The following is a 24669-nucleotide window of genomic DNA, read 5'->3' as shown; positions in this document are numbered from 1 at the left end:
CCCGTCCTACAGCGACACCTCGACCAGCAGCGGGCGGTGGTCCGACACCGCCGCCCGCGGCGCCGCCACCGGGCCGACCGCCGCGCGCGGCACCCCGATCGCCAGCACGTGGTCGAACTGCACCGCCGGCCGGTGCGAGGGGTAGGTCGGCGTACGCGCCAGGTCGTACCAGCCCTGCAGGCGCGGCCGCGGCTCACGCACCCGGCGCCGGCGCGGCTCGGCCAGCGAGGGCCGGGCCCGCCGGGCCGCCCGCAGCTCCCGCACCCGGGCCCGCGGCGCGGTGCGCTCCAGCGCCGTCGCCCCGCCGAGCACCGTGCGCGGCACCGCGCCGACCAGGTTGAAGTCGCCCAGCACCAGGTACGGCCGGGGCAGGTCGGCGATCCAGCGCCGGATGCCGGCCAGTTGTGCCATGTTCCAGCCGGGGACGAACGACAGGTGCGCCGCCACCACGGTGAACGGCCCGCGCTCGCCCTCCAGGACGGCCGCCAGCGCCGCCCGGGGCTCGTCCGGCACCGGGGTCAGGCCGCGCCGCCCGGCCACCCGCAGCGGCAGCCCGAACGGCGCCGGGGCGAACCGCCGGGCCCGCCAGTGCCGCACCGGAAGCCTCGTCAGCAGCGCCGTCCCGTAGGAGGGCGGGGCGCCGTCGCCCGTCTCGTCCGGCCCGTACACCCGCAGGGCGCCCGGCTCGGACGGCTCCCTGACCCAGCCCGCCACCGGCGCCGGGCGGCCGTGCAGCGCGGCGGCGAAGCGCCAGTCCTTGGCGCCCATCGCCGCGGCCGCCACCGCCGCCTGGTCGGTGCCGCCGGAGCGCGCCTGGTGCCGGTCCACCTCCTGGAGGGCCAGCACGTCGGCGTCCAGCGCGGCCACCGCCTCGGCCAACGGCCCGCCGGCGTCGGACGGGTAGGGCCGCGGGCCGCCGTCCGGGGCGAGCGGCTGGCCGTGCAGGAGATTGAAGGTGGCGATGCGCAACTGGCTCACACCGCACGACGGTACCCGCTCCCCGGGGCGGTCGGGCCCGGCTTGAGGCGTCGGGGCATACCGGGTATACATACTCGGTATGTCCATTCGTCACGGTCTGCTCGCCCTGCTCGACCAGGGCCCGCGCTACGGCTACCAGCTGCGCACCGAGTTCGAGGCGCGCACCGGCGCCACCTGGCCGCTCAACGTCGGACAGGTCTACACCACGCTGTCGCGGCTGGAACGCGACGGACTGGTCGAGCCCGCGGGGGAGGACGACGAGGGCCACCAGTTCTACGCCGCCACCGACGCCGGCCGGGAGGAACTGCGCACCTGGTTCGACACCCCGGTGCCCAGGACCAACCCGCCGCGCGACGAACTGGCGATCAAGCTCGCCATGGCGGTGACCGTCCCCGGGGTGGACGTCTCCGCCGTCGTCCAGGGCCAGCGCCGACACAGCATCAAGGCGCTCCAGGACTACACCCGGCTCAAGGGCCGCGCCCTCGCGGGCGAGACGCGCCCCGGCGCGGTGCCCTCCGCCAGCAACGACCTGGCCTGGCTGCTCGTCCTCGACCAGCTCATCTTCCAGACCGAAGCGGAGATCCGCTGGCTCGACCACTGCGAGACCCGGCTCGCCCAGCAGGCCGAACTCCTGCAGACCCGCACCGCCGAGGCGGCCGCCGACGGTGCCGCGCCCGCCAGGCGCGGCCGCCGCCTGCGCACCTGATCCCCGCGGTACCCGAACCACCAGGCTCGGACCCGACTCCGAGCGCACACCCAGCACAAGGGGGGAATTCATGTCCCACACCGAAGAGGCCCGGCAGACGCCGGTGCTCCACCTGGAGAACGTCACCCGCGTCCACGGCCAGGGCGCCGCCGAGGTCCAGGCCCTGCGCGGCGTCGACCTCAAGGTCCACCCCGGCGAGTTCGTCGCCGTCATGGGCCCCTCCGGCTCCGGCAAGTCGACCCTGCTCACCCTGGCCGGCGGCCTGGACACCCCCAGCAACGGCCGGGTCCTCGTCGAGGGCGTCGTTCTGGGCGAACTCAACCGCAAGAAGCTCGCCCAGGTCCGCCGCCGCTCCGTCGGCTACGTCTTCCAGGACTACAACCTGATCCCGGCGCTCACCGCCGCCGAGAACATCTCGCTGCCGCGCGAACTCGACGGGCTGTCCGCCCGCGCCGCCCGCCGCGAGGCCATCGCCGCCCTGGAGGAACTCGGCATCCCCGAACTCGCCGACCGCTTCCCCGACGACATGTCCGGCGGCCAGCAGCAGCGCGTCGCCATCGCCCGCGCCCTGATCGGCGACCGCCGCCTCGTCCTCGCCGACGAACCCACCGGCGCCCTCGACTCCACCACCGGCGAAGCCGTCCTCGCCGTCCTGCGCGCCCGCTGCGACGCCGGCGCCGCCGCGATGATGGTCACCCACGAGGCCCGGCACGCCGCCTGGGCCGACCGCGTCGTCTTCCTGCGCGACGGCCGGATGGTCGACGAGTCCACCAGCCAGGACGCCGCCAGCCTGCTCGTCAGCGCCGCCGGCAACAGCCTGAAGGTGGACGAGTGAAGCTCAGCGCCTGGCGGGTGGCCCTGCGCATAGCCCGCCGCGACGCCCTGCGCGCCAAGGGCCGCAGCGCCCTCGTCATCGCCATGGTCGCCCTGCCCGTCCTCGGCGTCACCGGCGCCGACGTGGTCTTCCGCAGCGCCGAACCCACACCCGTCGAACACGCCGTGCGGGTCATGGGCCAGGCTGCCGCCGAAGTGCACATGGTCGAACGAGGCTCCTCCATCCAGCAGGCCCCCGACCCCGAGCAGGGCTTCACGATCAAGGACCCCAAGGACGACGCCAAGGGCGGCGCGGCCCCCACGTACACCCCCGCGCAGCGGCGCGCCCTCGACACCGCTCCCGCCGAACTGGCCCGCCAGTTGATCCCGGGCGCCACCCTGGTGCCCGAGCTCAGCGGCCCGTACACCGCGGCGAGCAGCCGCGAGGGCCTGCTCAGCACCCGGGTCAGCGAGGCCGACCTCGCCGACCCGGTCTGGCGGGGCCGGATCGACCTGCTCGACGGCCGCGCCCCCACCGCCGACACCGAGGTCGCCGTCACCCAGGACTTCCTCAAGCGCTCCGGACTCAAGATCGGGGACAGGACCGCCGTCCGCGGCCTGGAGTCCAGCCCCTTCACCATCACCGGCGTCTACGAGTACCCCGGCGAACTGCGGGCCACCGAAGTCACCGCCCGCCCCGGCACCGTGCTCCACAAGCTCCCCGAGGACCCCGACGACCCCGGCAAGGGAGACCCCACCCGCTGGCTGGTCAAACTCCCGGCCGGCGCCACCGTCGACTGGCAGAAGGTCAAGGAGCTCAACGAGTACGGCTTCCAGGTCACCTCGCGCGCCGTCCTGATCGACCCGCCGGCCCGCGGCGACGTCCCGTACTTCGTCCAGCAGAAGCAGTACGGCGGCGGCACCAGCTACTTCAACCGGACCGACGTCGTCATCCTCGCCACCGTCGCCGGCATGGCCCTGCTGGAGATCGTCCTCCTCGCGGGCCCCGCCTTCGCCGTCGGCGCCCGGCGCTCCCGGCGCCAGCTCGGACTGCTCGCCGCCGCCGGCGGTGAACGCGCCAACGTCCGCGCGGTCGTGCTCGGCGGCGGCATCGTCCTCGGCATCACCGGCGCCGTGATCGGCCTCGGCCTCGGCATCGGCCTGGTCGCCCTGCTGCAGACCACCGCCGAGGAGCGCTCCGGCCGGCGCTTCGCCCACTTCGCCCTGCCGCCGCTCGACCTGCTCGGCATCCTCCTCGTCGGACTCGTCACCGGCCTGCTGGCCGCCGTCGTGCCCGCCGTCCAGGCCTCCCGGCAGGACGTCGTCGCCGCGCTCACCGGCCGCGACACCCTCAAGCCGCCGAGCCCCAAGCTCGCCGTCTTCGGCCTGCTGATGCTCGCCGGCGGCTCGGCCCTCGCCCTGTTCGGCGCCACCGGCGGCATCGGCAACCGCAGCTTCGCCGTCCTCGGCGGCTCGGCCATCGCCGAACTCGGCATGGTCGCCCTCGTGCCCTACCTCGTCGGCCTGTTCGGCCGGCTCGGCCGCTGGCTCACGCTCGGCCCCCGGCTCGCCCTGCGCGACTCCGTGCGCCACCGCGGCCGCACCGCGCCCGCCGTCGCCGCCGTGATGGCCGCCGTCGCCGGCTCCGTCGCCGTCAGCGTCTACATGGCCAGCTTCGAGGAGCAGTACCGGCGCGAGTACGTCGCCTCCGGCCCGTCCGGAGCGGTCATCCTCGGCAGCGGCTGGCTGTCCGACGAAAAGCTGCTGCCGCAGATGCGCGAGGCCGTCGAACGCAGCATCCCCGACCTCGGCCCGCGCGCCGACGTCCAGCGCGTCGAAGCCAAGGCCGACTGCGGCTCCGGCAGCTACTGCGGCTACGTCAGCGTCGAGCTGCCCAAGGAGGACCGCTGCCCGCTCATGGACTCGGAGGAGACCCTCGCCGACGCCGAGCGCGAGCGGATCCTCCGCGACGACAAGCGCTGCCGGTCCGACCAGCACGGGAGCACCCCGTACGGCCCGGTCACGGTCGGTGACGCCACCCTGCTGCGCAACCTCTACGGGATCACCGACCCGGCCGCCGGCAAGGCCCTCGCGGGCGGCAAGGCCGTCGTCTTCGACGCCCGCTTCGTCAAGGACGGCAAGACGATCGTCCGGATCACCGGTCCGAACCCCACCACGAACGACGGGAGCCGCGCGAGCAGGCCCACCCACACCGAGGTCGCCCTGGACGCCGTCCTCGCCCCCTCCTCGCCGGCCGCCCCGGCCCAGGTCGTGGTCGGTCAGGACGTCGTCACCCGACTCGGCCTCAGCACCCGACCGGGCGGCTCGGTCTGGCTGCCCGCCGCCATGCCCACGGACGGCGCCCAGCAGAAGGCCGAAGGCGCGCTGGCCAAGTTCAACGACCACAACGTGCTCAAGATCGAACGCGGCTACGAGTCCCCGGCCGGACTGATCCAGTTCGGGCTGAACATCTTCGCGGCCGTCGTCGCCCTCGGCGCGGCCGGCATCGCCACCGGACTGGCCGCCGCCGACTCCCAGCGCGACCTGACCACCCTCGCCGCCGTCGGCGCCGAGCCCCGCATCCGGCGCTCGCTCTCCGGCTTCCAGTGCGGGGTGATCGCCGCCATGGGCACCCTGCTCGGCGTGGTCTGCGGCGTGGTGCCCGGCGTGGCGCTGCGCAAGGTCGAGGCCGCGGCGAGCAACTACCCGGGGATGAGCCCCGAGGAGCTCGCCAACAAGGCGGCCCTGGTCTTCCCGTGGCCCACCATCGCCGCCACCGTGCTGCTGCTGCCGGTGATCGCCGCCGCGCTCGCGGCCCTGATGACCCGCTCGCGGATCACCCTGCTGCGCCGCTCCGGCTGAGCCCCCGGGGCGCGAGCCCGCGCCCGCTCCCTTCACCCCCGTCCACGGCACCGCCGCGGCGGGGGTGACGGCGGTTCGGGGGTGGCGGAGGTTCGAGGGCGACGGTCGGGGGTGACGGAGGACGGAGGCGACGGAGGTCGGGGGTGACGGAGGTTACAGCCCCGACGGCGCCCGGCAGCCGGACGGCCGGGGCGGGCACCCGCACGGGCGAACTACAGTCGTCGGTATGACGAGAACCCCGGACAGCGTCGTCCGCTCCTACATCGATCAGCACCAGGCCGCCTTCCTCGCCGACCTCGCCGAGTGGCTGGCCATCCCCTCGGTCTCCGCCGACCCGGGGCGGGCCGGCGACGTGCGGCGCTCGGCCGAGTGGCTGGCCGCCAAGCTGGGCGAGACCGGCTTCCCGGTGACCGAGGTGTGGGAGACCGACGGACTGCCGGCGGTGTTCGCCGAGTGGCCCTCCGGGGACCCGTCCGCGCCGACCGTTCTGGTCTACGGGCACCACGACGTCCAGCCCGCGGCCAAGGAGGACGGCTGGGAGACCGAGCCGTTCACCCCGACCGTGGTCGACGGCCGGCTGTACGCGCGCGGCGCCGCCGACGACAAGGGCCAGGTGTTCTTCCACACCCTGGGTGTGCGCGCCCACCTTGCCGCCACCGGCCGCACCGCGCCGGCCGTCAACCTCAAGCTGCTGATCGAGGGCGAGGAGGAGTCCGGCTCGCCGAACTTCGCCGACCTGGTCCGGCGCGAGGCCGCGCGGCTGGCCGCCGACGTGGTCGTCATCTCGGACACCGGCATGTGGTCCGCGACCACGCCGACCGTCTGCACCGGCATGCGCGGCCTGGCCGACGCCCAGATCGACCTGTACGGGCCGGACACCGACATCCACTCCGGCTCCTTCGGCGGCGCCGTCCCCAACCCGGCCCAGGTCGCCGCGGAGCTGGCCGCCGCCCTGCACGACACCGACCGCAAGGTCGCGATCCCGGGCTTCTACGACGGCGTCGTCGAGCTGACCGAGACCGAGCGCGAGCTGTTCGCCGAGCTGCCCTTCGACGAGGAGCAGTGGCTGAAGGTCGCCAAGTCGTACGGCACCCGCGGCGAGGCCGGCTACTCCACCCTGGAGCGGATCTGGGCCCGCCCGACCGCCGAGGTCAACGGCATCTGGGGCGGCTACACCGGCCCCGGTGGCAAGACCATCGTCCCCGCCTCGGCGCACCTCAAGCTGTCCTTCCGGCTGGTCGCCGGACAGGAGGTGGAGAAGGTCCGCGAGGCGGTGCGGGCCTGGGTGGCAGGGCAGGTGCCCGAGGGCATCCGCCACGAGCTGGTCTTCCCCGGCGCGACCCGGCCCTGCCTGACCCCGCTGGACCACCCGGCGCTGCAGTCCACCGTCCGCGCGATGGGACGGGCCTTCGGGCAGAAGATCCTCTTCACCCGCGAGGGCGGCTCCGGCCCCGCCGCCGACCTCCAGGACGTGCTGGGCGCGCCGGTGCTGTTCCTCGGCATCTCGGTGCCCTCGGACGGCTGGCACTCGGTCAACGAGAAGGTCGAGCTGGACCTGCTGGCCAAGGGCGTGGAGACCGCCGCGTACCTCTGGGGCGACCTGGCCGAGAACTTCCGGCCGGGGGCGTGACCCCCGCAGCGCGCACCGGGGGCGTGCCCCCCGCAGCGCGCGCCGAGGGCGTGAGCACCACCGCGCGCACCGGGGGGACGGCCCCTGGTGCGCGCACCGAGGCAGCCAGATCACTCATCCGGATGATTCACCACGTGGGGATGGAACAGACGTGAGCACCGTGCCTGAGACCGAGCGCCCGCTGTACCTGGCACTGGCCCGGTCCGGGGTGGACCGGGCGGCCGAGCACCGTTTCGACGAGCCCTGGCTGGCGGCCGCCTGGAGCCACCCGAGCACCCGCGTCCTGCCGATCGCCGGCGGCGAGGCGTTCGTGGTCGACACCGCGCAGGGCACCGAACTCGTGCTGATGCCCTCCTTCGAGGCGCCGCAGACCGGCGACCGGTACTTCCTCGGCACCGACGAGGACGGCGTCTCGTACTTCGCGCTGGCCGGCGAGAGCCTGCCCGGGCGCCTGGACGGCGACGCCCGCCCGGCCGGGCTGCGCGAGGTCGGCGGGCTGCTGTCCGACCGGGACGCCGGGCTGCTGGTGCACGCCGTGGCGCTGGAGCACTGGCACCGGTTGCACAGCTTCTGCTCGCGCTGCGGGCACCCGACCGAGAAGGCCGGCGCCGGGCACGTGCGGCGCTGCACCTCCTGCGCGGCCGAGCACTACCCGCGCACCGACCCGGCGGTGATCATGGTGATCACCGACGAGCAGGACCGCTGCCTGCTCGGCCGCCAGGCGCTGTGGCCGGAGGGCCGCTGGTCGACGCTGGCCGGCTTCGTCGAGCCGGGGGAGTCGATCGAGCAGGCGGTGGCCCGCGAGGTGCGCGAGGAGGCGGGCGTACGGGTCGGCGAGGTGCGCTACGTCGCCAGCCAGCCCTGGCCGTTCCCGTCCAGCCTGATGCTCGGCTTCCAGGGCAAGGCGCTGCCCGGCGGCACCGAGATCACCGTGGACGGCGAGGAACTGGCCGAGGCGCGCTGGTTCTCCCGCGAGGAGCTGCGGGCCGGGATGGAGGCGGGGGAGATCCTGCCGCCGTCGGGCATCTCGATCGCCCGGCACCTGGTCGAGCTCTGGTACGGGGAGCCGCTGCCGTCGGCGGCGCGCTGGTAGCCCCGTGGGGTCCGTAGGACGCGTCGGCGGTCCCGCCGGTTCCACGGAAAGGGCGCCGGCGCGAAAGGGCCGCACGAAAGGGGGGCGCGTGGGCAATTCCATGCGCCCCCGTTTTTCTCTCCAATCCCGCCCCGCATTCACCACGACCAGCTGTTCGTGTTCGGACGGGCCAGTTCTGCTACCGGGAGGGGGTGGCGCGGTCCCGTTGTCAACCCGCTCGGACGATATTGCCGGAAACCGCTGAAACCGGCTCGCCCCGCTCGCTACATTCACGAGGGTGACAATCCCCCGGGGCACCGCCCAATCCCCCAAATACCAGCGCCTCGCCGCCGACCTGCGCCGCCGGATCGCCGAAGGCGAGTTCACCGCTGACGCCGCCCTGCCGGTCGAGAGCGAACTGGAGCGCCAGTACGGCGTCGCCCGCAACACCGTCCGGCTCGCCGTCGACGTCCTGGTCAACGAGGGCCGCCTGGTCCGCCTCCAGGGCAAGGGCACCTACCTGCGCGAACACCCCGTCCTGGACCACCGCGCCTACGGGCCCAGCCCGACCCCCGCACCGCGCGACTGCCTCGCCGCGCCCTCCGCCGTCTACCTCGGCGAAGCCGCCGAAGCCGGACGGGAACTCGGCACCGACTTCGAGATGATGATCGTCCGGGCCCGGGTGGACATCGCCGAACGCCTCGGACTGCGCCCCGGCGAGGCCATCGTGGTCCGCCGCCAGCTGCGGCTGCTCGACCGCGAGCCGTACTCCATCGAGGAGAGCCACTACCGGGCCGGCCTCGCCGCCGGCACCCCGCTGATGGAACCCGACCCCGTCGAGGGCGGCGACGAAGCGGTGCTCGCCGTCCTCGGGCGCACCGAGATCGGCGCCGTGGACCACCTGGTCGCGCGGATGCCGGGCCCCGAGGAGGCCCAGTGGTTCCAGGGCGGCCCCGGCGTGCCGCTGCTGGTGCAGACCCGCGTCACCTACGACCGGCGCGGGCCCGTACGAGTCATCGAGACCCGCTACTCGGCCGACCGCAGCCGGCTCGTCTACGGCGTCGGCGACCTCGGCGCCCGCACCACCCTGCCCGCCCCCGCCACGCCCGTCGACCCGGCCAGGGCCGACGCGCAGTGACGCGCGCCGACCCCGCCGACCCGCCGGTGCCGTCGACCCCGCCGGCCCCGGCGGTCCCGTCCCCGGCACGGCGGGGTCGGGGGCCGGGGACGGCCGGGCCGACCGGTCCGGGGCCGCGGGGCTCAGGCCGCCAGGGCCTTCTTGACCTGCAGCAGGCTCGGGTTCGTCATCACGACCCGCTCGCCGCCGCCGGCCGGCGTCACCAGCACCGTCGGAACGGTCTGGTTGCCGTTGTTCACCGACTCGACGAAGGACGCCGACGCCGGGTCCTCCTCGATGTTGATCTCGGTGTAGCCGATGCCTTCACGGTCCAGCTGGCTCTTGAGTCGGTTGCAGTACCCACACCAGGTCGTGCTGTACATCGTCACGGTGCCGGACATCGAGGGGGCTCCTTCGAAAGAGAGGTGCGAACGGTCTCCGGAGAAAACGTCCACCGGACGGCGGGCATTCCGGCACGCCGTCGACCGCCGCGCGGAGCGATCATCCTGCGATCACACCGGCCCTGTGGACAACTCCGTCCGCAATGTCCCCCCGGGCTGAGAGGATGGAACGCATGCAGGAAGACCTCTTGAGCGGCAGCCCCTACGACGGCCCCCACGGCTCCCCCTGGGCCGACCCCGGCGCCGCCACGGGCCCGGACGCCGTGCTCGCCGGGCTCGACCCCGAGCAGCGCGCCGTCGCCACCGCCCTGCACGGCCCCGTCTGCGTCCTGGCCGGCGCCGGCACCGGCAAGACCCGCGCCATCACCCACCGGATCGCCTACGGCGTGCGCAGCGGCGTCTACCACCCCCAGCAGGTCCTCGCCGTCACCTTCACCGCCCGCGCCGCCGGCGAGATGCGCGGCCGCCTGCGCCAGCTCGGCGCCGACGGCGTCCAGGCCCGCACCTTCCACGCCGCCGCCCTGCGCCAGCTCCAGTACTTCTGGCCGCGCGCCGTCGGCGGCCCCGTCCCCCAACTCCTGGAACGCAAGGTCCAACTCGTCGCCGAAGCCGCCGGCCGCTGCGGCCTGCGCGTCCAGCGCACCGAACTGCGCGACCTCACCGCCGAGATCGAATGGGCCAAGGTCACCCAGATCGCCCCCGAGGACTACCCCTCCGCCGTCGCCAAGTCCGGCCGCGACGCCCCCCGCGACCCGGCCGAGACCGCCCAGGTCTACCGCGTCTACGAGGAGACCAAGAGCCGCCGCGGCAACATCGACTTCGAGGACGTCCTGCTGCTCACCGCCGCCATCCTGGAGGACCGCCCGGACATCGCCGACCAGGTCCGCTCCCAGTACCGGCACTTCACCGTCGACGAGTACCAGGACGTCTCCCCGCTCCAGCAGCGCCTGCTCGACCAGTGGACCGGCCCCGACGGCGGCGCCAGCCTCTGCGTCGTCGGCGACGCCAGCCAGACCATCTACTCCTTCACCGGCGCCACCCCCGACTACCTCCTCAACTTCCGCAGCCGCCACCCCGGGGCGACGGTGGTCAAGCTCGTCCGCGACTACCGCTCCACCCCCCAGGTCGTCCACCTCGCCAACGGACTGCTCGCCCAGGCCCGCGGCGAGGCCGCCCGGCACCGCCTGGAACTCGTCTCCCAGCGCGAGGCCGGCCCCGACCCCGTCTACACCGAGTACGAGGACGAACCCACCGAGGCCGAGACCACCGCCCGCCGGATCAAGGACCTGCTCGCCACCGGGGTGCGCGCCAGCGAGATCGCCGTGCTGTTCCGCACCAACGGCCAGTCCGAGGTCTACGAACAGGCCCTCGCCGACCTCGGCGTCCCCTACCAGCTCAAGGGCGCGGAACGCTTCTTCGAACGCCCCGAGGTCCGGGACGCCGGCGTCCTGCTGCGCGGCGCCGCCCGCGCCGCCTCCGACCCGCTCACCGACGGCGCCCCCGACCTGGCCGGCCAGGTCCGCGCGGTCCTCGCCACCCGGGGCTTCACCGCCGAGCCGCCGGCCGGCTCCGGCGCCGTCCGGGACCGCTGGGAGTCGCTGGCCGCCCTCGTCCGACTGGCCGAGGAGTTCGAACGCACCCGCACCGCGGCCGGCCAGGACACCGACCTCGCCGCCTACGTCGCCGAACTGGACGCCCGCGCTGCCGCCCAGCACGCTCCCGCCGTCGAGGGCGTCACGCTCGCCTCGCTGCACGCCGCCAAGGGCCTCGAATGGGACGCCGTCTTCCTGGTCGGCCTCACCGAGGGCACCCTGCCGATCATCTACGCCAAGACCGACGAACAGGTCGAGGAGGAACGCCGCCTCCTCTACGTCGGCGTCACCCGCGCCCGCAAGCACCTCACCCTCTCCTGGGCGCTCTCGCGCTCCCCGGGCGGGCGGGCCGGCCGCAAGCCCAGCCGCTTCCTGGACGGGCTGCGCCCCGGCTCCGCCGCCCCCGGCGCGCGCACCGGCGCACGCGGCGGGCGAGGGGGCGTCGAGCCCGGCGAGCGCTCCGCCGCTCGGCGGGTCCGCGGACCGGTCAAGTGCCGGGTCTGCGACAAGGTGCTCACCGACGCCGTCGAGCGCAAGCTGCGCCGCTGCGAGAGCTGCCCGTCCACGATGGACGAGGGGCTCTACGAACGGCTGCGCGAGTGGCGGGCCCGGCAGGCGAAGAAGCAGGGCGCGCCGGCCTACGTGGTGTTCACCGACGCCACGCTGATGGCGATCGCCGAGGACGTGCCCGCCGGCCGCGGGGAACTGGCCGCCATCTCCGGGGTCGGCGCCATGAAGCTGGACAAGTACGGGGCGGCCGTGCTCTCGTTGTGTGCGGGGGAGGAGCCCGAGGAGGATCCGGACGACGTCGAGGACGGCGGTCCGGCCGATCCGGCCTGAGCCGGTGCGGGCGCGGTCCACGGGGCCGCTTCGAGGGCTTCGCAACCCGTCGTGTGTCGTGCCGAAGAACTCGCGTGAAAAATAGTTTGCGCCGCGTACCGGGAGCGCAATAGCCTGCCGGAGCGGTCAAGGGGACGCGGTCGCACGGGGTGAAACCTGTGCCGGTGCCCCTCGCCCGAGAGCTTCACAACGCTTTACCGAGCTTCACCGAGACAGACATCCGAACATTCGGAGCCAGGGAGACCAGGCTCCGCGAGACGCCGAGAGGAGGCGAAGACAGTGGGAAACATCATGATCACCAAAATGACTGGCCAGACCGTTGTCGCTGCCTCCCTGCGTGCCGCCCGCCTGCGGGCGTTCGCCGAGCTCGGTGGAACCGGTCTGGGTCTCGACACCACCGGTGTCATCGCCGTCTCCGCTGTCAGTGGTCCCGGACACACTGATCTGTGCCTCACGGGCAGCAGGAGCGTCGACGGGACCTTTGTCGAGACCGGTCTGTCCCGTGACTGGGCGTCGTTCGGCACGTCGTGCTCCCTGCGCGACGAGCGACCGACCCAGGCACCGAAGGCGGCAGTAGCCGCCGCCATGCATGGCGGCTATGCGCAGGTCATCGGTGCCGGAAACACCCAGAAGCAGAACGAGCAGCAGATTAACCAGGCCACGGTCGCCCCCATGGGCGCCAAGGCCGTCCGGATGTGGGCCTTCCGCGGCCCTGAACCCTGGAGAGAACGAACCTGAGCCAGCCTCAGGTCGGCACCTCCAGGGCCGCGGAACCCGTCACCACCGGGATCCGCGGCCCTTCTGTTTTGTCCGGTACGCAAGACCACCCAGGCCCTCCGGGGCCTCCGGCCCAGCACCACCAGTCCCCTGGGTCGGAACCACTGAGAAAAGACGAGGAAGACGCCAACAGTGTCCACGGTCATCACGCCGCCCACCCCGTCCGTACCGCAGACAAGCCAGATCACCAAGGCCGACCAGGCCGACCCCCCGGAGGTTCCTTCCATGCAGCTCAGCTCGATCGAGCAGGCCGAGTCCCTCGGTCTCCCCATCCCCTGCCGCGCCTTCGACCCCGAGGTCTTCTTCGCCGAGACGCCGGCCGACGTCGAGTACGCGAAGTCCCTCTGCGGCACCTGCCCGGTGAAGGACGCCTGCCTGGCCGGCGCCCTGGAGCGGCGTGAGCCGTGGGGCGTCTGGGGTGGCGAGCTGTTCGTCCAGGGCGTCGTGGTGGCGCGCAAGCGTCCCCGTGGCCGTCCGCGCAAGACCGAGGTCATGGCGTGAACCCCGCCCACGAGGCCAGGGTCGTCCGCCGGGGAGAGCAGCCCCTGCTGGACAGCGCCCTCCGCCGATCCGTGCGGATCGCCGCCGCCAAGGCCGACGCCGCAGCCCGCATCCCGTTCCCGAGCAAGCACCACGAGCAGGACCACGACATGAACCCCGCCGCCGTCGATCCCACCGCCCGCGCCGAGCAGGCCACCGAACGTCAGACCCAGAACAGGATCCTCGAGATGCAACTCCTCCACGAATCCCTGGCCCGTGCCCATATGCAAGACAGGCGGCACGAGGCCGAGAACCAACGGCTCGTCAGCCGGGTCGTCCGGGCCCACAGGCTCAAGCAGCGGGCCGAGCGCGCTTCGATGCGCGCCCGCAAGGCGCTCGCCGTCGCGCTGATGTAGGGCCCCGGTCCGAGGGCCCGTCCGCCGCAGGCCCTCCCGGACTCCGGTCCACCCCCGTCGTGCCGCAGGCCGCTCCCCGTCGTAGGGGAGCGGCCTGCGGCCGTTGTCGCGGTGCCGGGTCAGTCCTTGCGGACCCGGGCCCGCTCGGCGTCCTCGCGGGCCGGACGGGCCTGCCGCGCGGGGCCGGTGAGCTTGCCGGGCTTGGCGTGGCTCCCGGGTTTGGCGTAGCCCTCGGGCTTTTCGTGGCTCCCGGGCGTCGCGGAGTTCCCGGCCCCCGCGGGGCCCGCCGACCGCTGGTGGGCGAACTCGGGCAGCCACTCCAGCATCTCCGCGCGGAACGGAGCCTTGGCGCCCAGCTGGCAGAGCACCCCGATGGTGCTCAGCGTCACCCGGTGGATCAGCAGGTACGCCGGGGGCAGGTTCAGCTGCTTGCCCAGGTTGTAGGCGGGCGAGCGCGGGTCGGCGATCCGGGCCGCCTGGGCGCGCATCCAGGTCCGGGTGAAGTGGAAGTTCTCCACCGCGGCCGGCTCGATGATCGGCAGCAGGTAGTCGAGCACCGCGTCCGGGTCCAGCCGGATCGAGGGCTTCACGAAGCCCTCCTCGCGCAGCATCCGGAGCACGCCCGCCGCGTCCCCGGCCAGCGCCATCCGCAGCGAGGCCCCGATCGGCGCGGGCAGCCCGCCGGGCAGCCGGTCCACGGTGCCGAAGTCCAGCACGCCCAGCCGCCAGCCCGACACCGGGCCGTCGTCCTTCAGCAGCCGGAAGTTGCCCGGGTGCGGGTCCGCGTGCAGCAGCCCGGTCCGGGACGGGCCCGCGAACAGGAACCGCGCCAGTAGCTGCCCGGCGCGGTCGCGCTCCTCCTGGGTGCCGCCTGCGATCACCTCGGCCAGCGGGGTGCCGCCCATCCACTCGGTGACCAGCACCTGGTCGGCCTGGGCCACCACGCCCGGCACCACGATGTCCGGGTCGTCCGCGAACTCCTCGGCGTGCCGGTGCTGGGCCTGCGCCTCCAGCTCGTAGTCGAGCTCCTCCGAGACGCGCTCGCGCAGCTCGGTGATCAGCGGCTTGACGTCCAGCCCGGGGATCAGCGGGCCCAGCAGCCAGGCCACCCGGCTCAGCTGCGAGAGGTCCGCGAGCAGCGCGTCGCCCGCGCCCGGGTACTGCACCTTGACGGCGACCGTACGGCCGTCGTGCCAGACCGCCTTGTGCACCTGGCCGATAGAGGCGGCTGCCGCGGGGCGGTCGTCGAACTCCCGGAACAGCTCGCGCCAGTCCTCGCCGAGCCGCTGGGCGAGCGCGGTGTGCACCTTGGCGGCGGGCATCGGGGGAGCGGCGTCCTGGAGCTTGGTGAGCGCCGCCCGGTACGGCCCGGCGACCTCCTCGGGCAGCGCGGCCTCGAAGACGGACAGCACCTGCCCGAACTTCATCGCCCCGCCCTTGAGTTCGCCGAGGACCTTGAACAGCTGGTCGGCGGTGGCCTGTTGGAGCTCGGCGGTGACCACCTCGGCGGAGCGGCCGCCGATCCGCTTGCCCAGGCCGAGCGTGGCGCGACCGGCTATCCCCAGCGGCAGGGCGGCGAGCCGTGCCGTGCGGGTCACTGCCTTGCGCGGAAGATCGCTCACCCCGGGCCTCCAATCCCTGGCCGCCCGGTTCCGGGCGGCCGACCATCTCTACGCCATTGTGCCCGCTCCCTGTCGCCCGCCCCGCGGAATTCCGCGGGGCGGGCGGGGAGTGGCTTCCCTTTGTGGGGAGTTGGACGGCTTGGGGTGGTGGGGTGGGGGAGAGGGTGGTGGTTCTGCGCAGGAAGTCGGCTCGGCCGACTTCCTGCGCAGGGGTGTGATGTCGCCTTTCCCCGGGGCCCCCTCCCCCCTCCCCCCTCCCCCCACCCCACCCACCCTCGCCACCCACCCACCACCCACTGCCCTGCGCCCACCACCCGCCCGCCTTGTGCCCCGTGCGGTGGCTCCCCGCCCGCTGCCTGCCCGCGCCCTGCCCCGGGCAGGGCGCGGGCCATGGGAGGCCTCGTGCCCGCCCCTGGGGGCGTCGACCCCGGCGAGGGGGTTCGTCGGTACCGCGGGCTCACCTGGCCGTCGGCTCGTACGGCGGGTGGGTGCCCGTGGTGCCGTGGGGAGGCCAGGGGCTGCCGAGCCGTGCAGCCGCCGGGCCTGCTCCCGTCAGACTCGACTTCCTTCTTCTTCTCCTCCGTTCCTCACCCCGGCGGCAGCGGCTGCCACAGGCAACCGCAGTCCGGGTGCCCGCGCAGCCGCAGGCGCCGTGGCATGCCGTCCCGGGCCGACACCTCGCACCAGCCGTCCACGCTCGGCGGTCGGCCGCCGTCCAGGAACACCTGGATGTGCAGTGCCGCCAGTCCGGCGACCGCCGTCGCCAGTGCCGTGTCGCAGGCCGGTGTCCGGGCCCGGCCGGGGCCTTCGTCGGCCAGCTGGGCCAGCACCCGCGGCCAGGCCGCGTCCTCGTCCTCCCGCCGCAGCACCAGGCAGTGCCCGCAGGCCGACATCCCGGGGATCACCAGCGGCCCGATGACGCCGAACTCCTCGACCACGCCCACGTAGAGGTGCGGCACCCCGGCCCGCAGCAGCAGCCGGGCCTCGTACGTCCCGCCCGCGAAGGCGGCGCTGCCGTCCCGGGGCGCGAGGACCACGAAGTCCGGTGGCGGGTCCCCGGGCCGCCGCCGGGGCACCGGCACCGGGGCCCGGCCCGCGGCGCGCTGCACCGCCTCCCGGGCCGCCGTCGTGCGCAGCCGTCCGACGTCCCCGGGCGGCAGCCCGGCGGGGGAGCAGTCGCCGGGCTTGACCCGGCCGCCGTCCGCGACGGTGACCGTGCCGGTGCCGCCCGCGGCGAGCACCGCCGCCACAGCGGCGCCGACCCGGCCCGCGCCGCGCACCTCGATCCGTGCGTCGGCCCGGCGGCCCAGGACCGCCGGTGCGGCGCCCGGGCCGGAGTGGACCAGGGAGAGCGAGGCGAGGTCAGGCCCGAGCAGGTCCCGTTGCTGCTGGGGGAAACGGGCCAGTGCGCGGTCGCCCGCCTCCGCGTCGTCGAGCAGGCCGGTCTCCTCCAGGTCGGCGAGCAGGGCGTCGGCCGGTTCGCGGCCGAGCCCGATGCGTTCGCCCTCGTTCAGGAGCTCCGGTCGGTCGCGCGTCCCGTCGAGCAGCGCGAGGAAGTCGCAGAGGGTCTTGTCGGCGTTGCCGAGCACCCCGGCGAACCGGGTGACGGTGCCGAACTGCAGGGTCTCCGAGTCCCGCCAGCTGCGGGACAGCGCGGGTTTGAGGGCGAGGCGCACGACGGTCTCCCTTTCGATCGTTTCCGGACGGCTGACCGCAGCTTGCCCCATCGCGTGGATGTCGTGCGGAAGGTTATCCACAGGTCCGCGCGTATGATCGGGCCATCCGTTCGCACGCCCTGTGGATAACGTGGCATCCGCCCCGGCGTCGGTTTCCGGACACCCGCCGTCGACTTTTCGTTCGCGATCGCTCCATGAAAGATTCCGGCCAGGGCAGCGGACTTCTGTCAGGGGTACCGGGTAACGTCGTGTGCCATGGCAGCCGAGCGGGACTCCCATCCACCGGCGTCGCGTCGGCGTGCCCGTGCAGCGTCCGGGTCGCAGGTCGCGGGGCCGAACACGCGTGGACGCCCGGACCAGCGGCAGCAGCCGAGGCCGGGCCCGTCGCAGCCGCCGCCCGCCGGCGCCGCGGCCCCCGAGGCGCAGGACCGGAGCCGGGTCGAGGTGCGCCGCAGCGCCCGCCGCAGCCGTACCGTCTCCGCCTACCGCGAGGGCGACCGCACCGTCGTGCTGATCCCGGCCCGGATGTCGCACGCCGAGGAGCAGCGCTGGGTCGCGCAGATGCTGGAGAAGCTCGCCGCCCAGGAGTCCCGGCGGATTCCCGGGGACGAGGGCCTGATGGCCAGGGCCCGCGAGCTGTCGGCCTCCTACCTGGGCGATCGGGCCCGGCCCAGCCAGGTCCGCTGGGTCACCAACCAGAATTCCCGCTGGGGTTCCTGCACCCCGAGTGAGGGGACGATCCGCCTCTCGCACCGTCTCCAGGGCATGCCGGAGTACGTGCTGGACTACGTGCTGCTGCACGAGCTGGCGCACTTGCTGGTGCCGGACCACGGTCCGGCGTTCTGGGCCCTGTTGGAGTCCTATCCGCGGACCGAGCGGGCCCGCGGCTATCTGGAGGGTGTGGTCTCCGCCGCCCGGCTGCCGCACATCCCGGGTGCTCGGCACGCGGCCCCGAACCCGACCGGGCCGGATCCGGCGGCGTCCTCCTGCGGCTGAGGGCGAGCGGGGGCGGCGCGGGCCAGACCGGGGCGAGCCAGGCGCGGGCCAGGCCAGACCAGCGCGGGCCAGGCCGGGGCGGCGCGGGCCAGGCGGGGGCGGCGCGGGCCAGGCCGGGACGGGGTGGGGCGGCAGGAGCCGTGAGCCCGGTCGGGTCCGACCGGAGGAGCGACGGAAGGGGGCGCGGGCCAATAGGCTCCGCGCCCCCTTCGGGTGTCACGCCTCAGCCGGTCAGCTGGCGCGCCCGGGCGACCAGGTCGCGCACCGAGTGGTCGGTGAGCTCCGGCAGCCGGTCGTAGTCGAACCAGCGCAGGTCCAGCGATTCCTCGCTGATCAGCGCCTGAGCGCCGGCCGGGGCCAGCGCGATGTACTGGACGTCCAGGTGGGTGTTCTCCGGCCGGTCCTTGCCGGTGCAGCGCACCAGGTGCCGGTCCAGCTTCGCCGGTACCGGGGCGCCGTCGCTCTCCAGCAGCACCAGGTCGGGGATGCCGGACTCCTCGACGGCCTCGCGCAGCGCGGCCGAGGCGAGGTCGCGGTCGCCGGGCTCGCAGTGCCCGCCCATCTGGAGCCACATGCCCACCTTGGGGTGCAGCGTGAGCAGCACCCGCCCGGCGGCCGGGTCGACGACGGCCGCGCTCGCGGTGATGTGCGCGGGCAGGCAGGAGCGGTACAGGCCGTCGGGCCGCGCCGCGAGGTGCTCCAGGTAGTCGAGCCGCAGCCGCTCCTGGTCCTGGTCGGCGGGCCGCCACCCGGTCAGCGTGCGGACGGCGTCCGCGTGCAGGGTGGCGGCGGGCGTCTCGGTGTCCGTCATGCGGTGGGCTCGCCCTTTCCGTCGGTGCCGTCCTCGTCGGTCTTCGGCTGCTCGTCCTTCTTGGTGAGGTCGGGCTTGCCGGCCGCGGCCTCGCCGAGCAGCCTGTGGAGCGCGTCGAAGTCGATGCCGCCCTCCAGGTCGTCGGCGGAGTCCCGGTGCACGAAGGCGTCCGGGTCGTCCAGGTCGGCGGCGGTGGGCAGCATGTCCGGGTGCTCCCAGAGCGCGTCGCGGCCCTCGACGCCGCGGGCGTCGGCGAGCAGCGCCCAGAGCCGGGAGGCGTCGCGCAGCCGACGCGGGCGCAGCTCCAGGCCGACCAGGGTGGCGAAGGTCTGCTCGGCGGGCCCGCCGGCGGCGCGGCGGCGGCGGACGGTCTCGCGCAGCGCGCCGGACTGCGGCAGGTGCGGTTCGGCGGCGGCGTGCACGACGGCGTCGACCCAGCCCTCGACGAGCGCGAGCGCGGTCTCCAGGCGGGCGAGCGCGGCCTTCTGCTCGGGGGTGTCCTCGGGCTGGAGCAGGCCGCCGGCCAGGGCCTCCTGGAGCGCTTCCGGGTTGCTCGGGTCGAGCTGGCCGACCAGTTCCTCCATCCGGGAGGTGTCCACCTTGATGCCGCGGGCGTAGGCCTCGACGGCGCCCAGCAGGTGGGCGCGCAGCCACGGCACGTGGGCGAAGAGCCGCTGGTGGGCGGCCTCGCGCAGGGCGAGGTAGAGCCGGACCTCGTCGGCGGGCACGTTCAGGCCCTCGCCGAACTCGGCGACGTTCTGGGGCAGCAGCGCGGCCTTGCCGGCCGGGGCGAGCGGCAGGCCGACGTCGGCGGAGCCGACCACCTCGCCGGCGAGCGCGCCGAGCGCCTGGCCGATCTGGGTGCCGAACATGGCGCCGCCCATCGAGCGCATCACGCCCATCAAGGGGCCGGCCATGGCCTGCATCTCCTCGGGCAGGACGCCGCCCATGGCGTTGCCGACGCGCTCGGCGACCGGGTCCACCAGGTCCTTCCAGACCGGGAGGGTGGCCTCGATCCACTCGGCGCGGCTCCAGGCGACGGCGGTGCCGGCGCCGGAGGGGAACTCGGTGGAGCCGTCGAGCCACAGGTCGGCCAGGCGGATGGCCTCGGCGACGGCGGAGCGTTCGGCGTCGCTGACCGAGCGGTCCTTGCTCTTGCCCTCGGCGGGCTCGGCGACCACGGTCTGGCGGGCGATGTTCTTGGCGAGGTCCCAGTTCACCGGGCCGCCCTCGAACGAGAGCATCTGGCCGAGCTGCTGGAAGGCGGCGCCGAGGTCGCCCGGGTTCATGCCGCCGAACATCGCGGCGAAGGGGTTGTCGGCTCCGGCGCCGCCGGGGCCGCCCGGGGTGCCGGGCAGGCCGAACATCGCGCCGAAGGGGTTGCCGCCACCGAAGCCGAACGGCTGCGGGCCGCTGCCGGACTGCTCCTGGTCCTTCTTCTTCTGCGCGTCGTCGGGCTTGGCCTTGCCGTCCTCGGGCTCCTCGGGCGGAACGCCGAATCCGAAGGGAAGGTCGCTCACGGGGTCCTCGATCCGGTCGGCCGTCATGCGGGTGTGGCGGAAAAGTCTGCGCCCGGGGCGGCGGCGGAGTGGGGGACTCGGGGGCGGCTCCCGCGCGGCAGGCCCGCGCCGGGTGCACCGCCGGGCCTTCGCCTCGGGCAGGATGGACGTACGTGACACACGTCCGTACGCACATAAAGCTAACCGTGGAGGATGGCCGGTGAGTTCCCCGCCCTCGGACGTTCGCTCTGGGCTGACCGGAGGAGAGGACGTGTCGGACACCACGGCGTCGCCGCCTCCAGCCTACGGCGGTCGGCTGTTGACCGTGGCGGTCACGGGTGCCGCGGGGGTGCTGGGCGAGCGGGTCGCCGCCCGGCTGGTGGCCTCTCCGCACGTGCGGAAGGTCCTCGCGGTGGACGACCGGCGGGGCGACGTGCCGGGCGTGCAGTGGCGGGTGCTCGACGTGCGGGACCCGGCGGTGGCCGAGCGGCTGGCCGGGGTCGACGTGGTGGTGCACCTGGCGATGGACTTCGGCATGGAGTCCGACGCCCGGGCCCGCAGCGCCTACAACGTGCGCGGCGCGCAGACGGTGCTGACCGCGGCCGCGGCCGCCGGCGTGCACCGGGTGGTGCTGTGCACCTCGGCGATGGTCTACGGTGCGCTGGCCGACAACGAGGTGCCGCTGGCGGAGGATTCCGAGCTGCGGGCGACCGAGGAGGCCTCGCTGGTCGGGGACCTGCTGGAGATCGAGCGGCTGGCCCGCCGGGCGCCGCGCGCCCACCCGGGCCTCCAGGTGACGGTGCTGCGCCCGGCCGTGGTGGTGGGCCCCGGCGTGGACACCGTGCTGACCCGGCACTTCGAGGCGCCCCGGCTGCTGGTGGTGGCCGGGTCCCGGCCGTGCTGGCAGTTCTGCCACGTGGACGACCTGGCGGCGGCGCTGGAGTACGCGGTGCTGGGCCTGGTCGAGGGCGAGGTGACGGTCGGCTGTGACGGCTGGCTGGAGCAGGAGGACGTGGAGCGGCTGTCCGGGATCCGGCGGATGGAGCTGCCGGCCTCGCTGGCGCTCGGTACGGCGGCGCGGCTGCACCGGCTGGGCCTGACCCCGGCCCCGGCCGGGGACCTGGCGTACACGATGTACCCGTGGGTGGTGTCCGGCAGTCGGCTGCACGAGGCGGGCTGGCGCCCGGCGCACACCAACGAGCAGGTGCTGGCCGAACTGCTGGAGCAGGTGTCCGGCAAGCACGCGGTGGCGGGGCGCCGACTGGGCGGCAAGGAGGCGGCGACCAGCCTGGGGGCGGCCGGGGCGACGGTGGCGCTGGTCGGTACGGCGGCGCTGGTGCGCCGGGCCCGCAGGCGGCGGCGGTTCTGACCGGCCGGTGACGGGTCCGCGGGCGGCGGTTCCGACCGGTCGGCGCCGACGGGGCGGGTCGGGTCGGGTCGGCCGGGCGGTGCCCGACGGGGCGGGTCGGGTCTGCGGGCGGCGCCCGGCGGGGGCTTCTCGCGATGCGAAATCCCCGCCTCGTGATGCGGAAGGGTGGCTTGCCCCGTGCCGTGCCGGATGGGGAATCATGGGGCCATGTCCGAGAACCACGACCCCATCCGCCTGCTCGCCATCCGCGACACCCCGCTCTCGCTGGACGAGGTGTACGAGGCGGTCGGTGACGACGCGGCGGGCGGCACCACCGTCTTCGTCGGGACGGTCCGGGACCACGACGGCGGCAAGTCGGTCTCCGCACTGGAGTACAGCTGCCACCCCACCGCCGAGCGGGAGATGCGCCGGATCGCCGAGAAGGTGGCCGCGGACTTCCCGGTCCGGGCGCTCGCCGCGGTCCACCGGGTGGGCCGGCTGGAGATCACCGACAAGGCCGTGATCGTCGCCGTCTCCTGCGCCCACCGCGGCGAGGCCTTCGCCGCAGCCCGCCGACTGATCGACGACCTCAAGCACGAGGTGCCGATCTGGAAGCACCAGGTCTTCTCCGACGGCGAGGAGGAGTGGGTCGGCGCGGGCGGCTGCTGAGGACCGCTCCCGGGCCGACGGAACCGACCGGCATACCTCGCGGAACCGGCCTGCGCACCCCGCGGAACCGGCCTGCACACCTCGCGGAACCGACCGGCACACCTCGCGCGTCCGACGGGTGAGGCGCGCCGGGATGTCACTCCAACGGGCTCGTGACGGCGCTCCGAATACTCCCCGGAAGTGAGCCGATCGGCCGTCCCGTAACCCGGACGGCGCCGGCCGCGTTGTCCGCCGGAGTGGTTAATCTGCTCATAGACACGACGAGCTGGGAGTACTGGTATGGGTGCGCTCGCCTGGCTGATCATTCCGGGTGTCGCCGGCGTCGCCGCCGGCCTCTGGGCACTGTGGGCCCAGCGGGAACCGCGGGCCGCCGGGGACCCGGCCTCACTCGCCGAACACCAGCGCTTCATGGCCGCCATGGAGCGCACCACCGCGGGCACCGCGGCCCCGCGGGAGGGCTCCGGCAGGTAGCCCGGCGGGCGCCTGTTCACGCCCGTCCCGTACTGTCGAGGCATGCCACGCCGCTCCGCGACGATGCTCGCTGCCACCCTGCTGCTCATAGCGCTGCTCTGCGTCTCGGTGCTGATGAAGGTTCCGTACACGGAGATGAGCCCGGGGCCGACGTACAACACGCTCGGCAACCAGGGCGGCAAGCCGGTGATCAGCATCAGCGGGCACGACTCGTACCCGGCGACGGGCAACCTCAACATGACCACGGTGCAGGTCACCGGGGCCAAGTACGAGCCCAGCCTGGTCAACGCGGTGGTCGGCTGGCTGCGGGACGACGTGCTGGTGGTGCCGCACGACAACGTCTACCCCAAGGGGCAGTCGGACGCGGAGGCCAAGAAGCAGAACGCCGAGGAGTTCGCCTCCTCCGAGGACAGCGCCCGGACCGCGGCGCTCAAGCAGCTGGGCATCCCGGTCGGCAGCGAGCTGATCGTGAAGTCGGTCACCGCGGGCGCCCCGGCCGAGGGGCGGCTGCACGCGGGCGACCAGATCGTGGCCGTGGACGGCACCCCGGTCGGCTCGGTCGAGCAGGTGGTCGCGGCCGTCACCAAGCACAAGCCGGGCGAGTCGGCGGTCTTCACCGTCGTGCCGCGGGTCAAGGACGGCAACGGCGCCGCCGCCGCGGGCGGGAAGACCGACGTCACGGTGCCGACCGCACGGGCCAAGGACCTCGACCCGCAGGCCCCGGCCGAGCGGGCGGAGCTCGCGGTGGTGGGTATCGGCACCGGGATCCGGCACACCTACCCGTTCCAGATCGACATCGGCCTGCAGGACGTCGGCGGCCCGAGCGCGGGCCTGATGTTCTCGCTCGGCATCATCGACAAGCTCACCCCGGGCGGCGACCTCACCGGCGGCAAGTTCGTGGCCGGCACCGGCACCATCGACGACGACGGCAAGGTCGGCCCGATCGGCGGCATCTCGATGAAGTTGATCGCCGCCCGGGACGCCGGGGCCCAGTACTTCTTCACCCCGTCCTCGAACTGCGCCGAGGCGAGCAAGAACGTCCCGTCCGGGCTGACCCTGATCAAGGCGGACACGCTGGACGGCGCGCTGAAGTCGCTGGAGCAGGTCCGCTCCGGACAGACCTCCGCGCTGCCGTCCTGCACCGCCAAGTAGCCCCCGCCGGGCGAAGTAGCCGCCGGCGGCCCCGGGAGGCCGCCGCCGGGAAGGCGTCAGGCGAAGGTCGCCAGCAGCGCGTCGGTCAGGCCGGGCACCAGGTCGGGGCCGGTCAGCACCTCGCGGGCGACGTCCTTGGAGCGCAGCCGCAGGGCGATCTCCTTCTTGCCGTCGCGGAGCACCGCGGCGGTGATCCGCACCTCCTCGCGGTTGGGGTGGTTGGCCACCCACTCGGCGAGCTGGGCGTCGCTGGCGCCCCGCGGGCGGGACTGCTCGGCGCCCGGGGGCAGCATCAGGCGCTCGACGACCAGGGCGCAGCCGGCCACGGAGTCGGGCCAGGCGATGGTGCCGAGGAACTTGTCGAGTTCCATGCCGGCGGGCAGCTCGTCCTGCTCGATGGGGGTGAGGCCGGCCTCGTCGCCCTCGGCGAGGCCGAGCTGCTTGGCGATCTTCGGGTTGGCCTTGCGCAGGGCGGCGCTGTCCACCAGGGCGAAGAGTCGGGCCGGGAGGTCCCAGCCGAGGGTGGCGGCGTACTCGTCGATCTCCAGCGCGGCCCGGGTCAGCGGGGTGGCGGCCGGGAGCTTGGAGACGTCGTCGGGGGAGTTGTTCAGATCAGACGCGTCGGACATGCCTCAATCCTCACACGCCGGGCGGGGCGCGCCCGCCGGGCGGGTGGCTGTCGTAACCGTCTGCTAACGGTGGGAACTCGGCCAAAGCCTGGTTAAGTTTCTCTGACGACCG

Annotated in this window: 22 protein-coding genes; 15 read left to right on the top strand and 7 right to left on the bottom strand. The window is 74.2% G+C overall.

Features of this window, described 5'->3' with window-relative positions; genetic code table 11:
• Positions 1–6: 6 nt before the first annotated feature.
• Positions 7–978, bottom strand: coding sequence for an endonuclease/exonuclease/phosphatase family protein (locus ACZ5OX_RS15275; protein ID WP_465630279.1), 972 nt, complete (start codon positions 976–978; stop codon positions 7–9).
• A 79-nt stretch (positions 979–1057) separates the two neighbouring features.
• On the opposite strand from ACZ5OX_RS15275, the gene ACZ5OX_RS15270 reads away from it, so the two are divergent.
• The 6 genes from ACZ5OX_RS15270 to ACZ5OX_RS15245 all read left to right on the top strand — a co-directional run bounded on the left by ACZ5OX_RS15270 (position 1058) and on the right by ACZ5OX_RS15245 (position 9199).
• Positions 1058–1684 (top strand): PadR family transcriptional regulator, encoded by a 627-nt coding sequence (locus ACZ5OX_RS15270; protein WP_449790045.1) that lies wholly within the window; start codon positions 1058–1060, stop codon positions 1682–1684.
• Between the two features lie 70 nt (positions 1685–1754).
• Entirely contained in the window at positions 1755–2519 is a 765-nt protein-coding gene (locus ACZ5OX_RS15265) for an ABC transporter ATP-binding protein (RefSeq protein WP_465630278.1), read from the top strand.
• Positions 2516–5359 (top strand): FtsX-like permease family protein, encoded by a 2844-nt coding sequence (locus ACZ5OX_RS15260; RefSeq protein ID WP_465630277.1) that lies wholly within the window; start codon positions 2516–2518, stop codon positions 5357–5359. The genes ACZ5OX_RS15265 and ACZ5OX_RS15260 overlap by 4 nt, the downstream gene beginning before the upstream one ends.
• A 226-nt stretch (positions 5360–5585) precedes the next feature.
• Positions 5586–6989 carry a dipeptidase gene (locus tag ACZ5OX_RS15255; protein ID WP_465630276.1) on the top strand — a complete coding sequence of 468 codons (1404 nt, stop codon included), beginning with the start codon at positions 5586–5588 and terminating at the stop codon, positions 6987–6989.
• Positions 6990–7140: 151 nt separating this feature from the next.
• Positions 7141–8082, top strand: coding sequence for an NAD(+) diphosphatase (gene nudC / locus ACZ5OX_RS15250; protein ID WP_465630275.1), 942 nt, complete (start codon positions 7141–7143; stop codon positions 8080–8082).
• 277 nt (positions 8083–8359) lie between these two features.
• Complete coding sequence (locus tag ACZ5OX_RS15245; RefSeq protein ID WP_392913666.1) at positions 8360–9199, top strand: GntR family transcriptional regulator; 840 nt, start codon at positions 8360–8362, stop codon at positions 9197–9199.
• A gap of 122 nt (positions 9200–9321) precedes the next feature.
• On the opposite strand, the gene ACZ5OX_RS15240 is transcribed toward ACZ5OX_RS15245, so the two are convergent.
• Complete coding sequence (locus ACZ5OX_RS15240) at positions 9322–9579, bottom strand: mycoredoxin (RefSeq protein WP_329928084.1); 258 nt, start codon at positions 9577–9579, stop codon at positions 9322–9324.
• A 263-nt stretch (positions 9580–9842) separates the two neighbouring features.
• Here ACZ5OX_RS15240 and ACZ5OX_RS15235 point away from each other — a divergent pair, with 263 nt between their 5' ends.
• From ACZ5OX_RS15235 to ACZ5OX_RS15220, 4 genes are all read left to right on the top strand, one after another.
• Positions 9843–12011 (top strand): ATP-dependent DNA helicase UvrD2, encoded by a 2169-nt coding sequence (locus ACZ5OX_RS15235; RefSeq protein ID WP_465630395.1) that lies wholly within the window; start codon positions 9843–9845, stop codon positions 12009–12011.
• 279 nt (positions 12012–12290) lie between these two features.
• Positions 12291–12749, top strand: a complete 459-nt coding sequence (locus tag ACZ5OX_RS15230) for a hypothetical protein (RefSeq protein WP_465630274.1) — start codon at positions 12291–12293, stop codon at positions 12747–12749.
• Between the two features lie 171 nt (positions 12750–12920).
• The gene (locus tag ACZ5OX_RS15225) at positions 12921–13289 is read left to right on the top strand and encodes a WhiB family transcriptional regulator (RefSeq protein ID WP_402401468.1); all 369 of its coding nucleotides are present in this window, start codon (positions 12921–12923) and stop codon (positions 13287–13289) included.
• A complete protein-coding gene (locus tag ACZ5OX_RS15220; RefSeq protein WP_465630273.1) occupies positions 13286–13684 on the top strand; it encodes a hypothetical protein in 399 nt (132 codons plus the stop codon). The genes ACZ5OX_RS15225 and ACZ5OX_RS15220 overlap by 4 nt, the downstream gene beginning before the upstream one ends.
• 119 nt (positions 13685–13803) lie before the next feature.
• Here the strand turns inward: ACZ5OX_RS15220 and ACZ5OX_RS15215 are convergent, their stop codons facing one another.
• Entirely contained in the window at positions 13804–15306 is a 1503-nt protein-coding gene (locus tag ACZ5OX_RS15215; protein ID WP_465630272.1) for an ABC1 kinase family protein, read from the bottom strand.
• Between the two features lie 587 nt (positions 15307–15893).
• The gene (locus ACZ5OX_RS15210; RefSeq protein ID WP_465630271.1) at positions 15894–16982 is read right to left on the bottom strand and encodes a TOMM precursor leader peptide-binding protein; all 1089 of its coding nucleotides are present in this window, start codon (positions 16980–16982) and stop codon (positions 15894–15896) included.
• A 444-nt stretch (positions 16983–17426) separates the two neighbouring features.
• Between ACZ5OX_RS15210 and ACZ5OX_RS15205 the strand changes: the two genes are divergently transcribed.
• Entirely contained in the window at positions 17427–17978 is a 552-nt protein-coding gene (locus tag ACZ5OX_RS15205; RefSeq protein ID WP_392873388.1) for a M48 metallopeptidase family protein, read from the top strand.
• A gap of 223 nt (positions 17979–18201) precedes the next feature.
• Here the strand turns inward: ACZ5OX_RS15205 and ACZ5OX_RS15200 are convergent, their stop codons facing one another.
• On the bottom strand, positions 18202–18789 hold the full coding sequence (locus ACZ5OX_RS15200) for an NUDIX hydrolase (protein WP_392873385.1): 588 nt from the start codon (positions 18787–18789) through the stop codon (positions 18202–18204).
• Entirely contained in the window at positions 18786–20309 is a 1524-nt protein-coding gene (locus ACZ5OX_RS15195) for a zinc-dependent metalloprotease (RefSeq protein ID WP_449790034.1), read from the bottom strand. The genes ACZ5OX_RS15200 and ACZ5OX_RS15195 overlap by 4 nt, the downstream gene beginning before the upstream one ends.
• Before the next feature lie 199 nt (positions 20310–20508).
• On the opposite strand from ACZ5OX_RS15195, the gene ACZ5OX_RS15190 reads away from it, so the two are divergent.
• From ACZ5OX_RS15190 to ACZ5OX_RS15175, 4 genes are all read left to right on the top strand, one after another.
• Positions 20509–21657 carry an NAD-dependent epimerase/dehydratase family protein gene (locus ACZ5OX_RS15190; protein WP_465630270.1) on the top strand — a complete coding sequence of 383 codons (1149 nt, stop codon included), beginning with the start codon at positions 20509–20511 and terminating at the stop codon, positions 21655–21657.
• A 207-nt stretch (positions 21658–21864) separates the two neighbouring features.
• Complete coding sequence (locus tag ACZ5OX_RS15185; RefSeq protein ID WP_392873376.1) at positions 21865–22305, top strand: molybdenum cofactor biosynthesis protein MoaE; 441 nt, start codon at positions 21865–21867, stop codon at positions 22303–22305.
• A 279-nt stretch (positions 22306–22584) separates the two neighbouring features.
• Entirely contained in the window at positions 22585–22776 is a 192-nt protein-coding gene (locus tag ACZ5OX_RS15180; protein ID WP_465630269.1) for a hypothetical protein, read from the top strand.
• Between the two features lie 42 nt (positions 22777–22818).
• Entirely contained in the window at positions 22819–23928 is a 1110-nt protein-coding gene (locus ACZ5OX_RS15175) for a YlbL family protein (protein ID WP_465630268.1), read from the top strand.
• A 56-nt stretch (positions 23929–23984) separates the two neighbouring features.
• Here ACZ5OX_RS15175 and ACZ5OX_RS15170 read toward each other — a convergent pair whose 3' ends face one another.
• The gene (locus ACZ5OX_RS15170; protein WP_449790031.1) at positions 23985–24557 is read right to left on the bottom strand and encodes a PPA1309 family protein; all 573 of its coding nucleotides are present in this window, start codon (positions 24555–24557) and stop codon (positions 23985–23987) included.
• Positions 24558–24669: the final 112 nt, after the last annotated feature.

The organism is Kitasatospora sp. NPDC032121, from assembly GCF_055580145.1.
The sequence above is the reverse complement of the archived record's forward strand: the minus strand, read 5'-3'. Positions and strand labels throughout refer to the sequence as shown.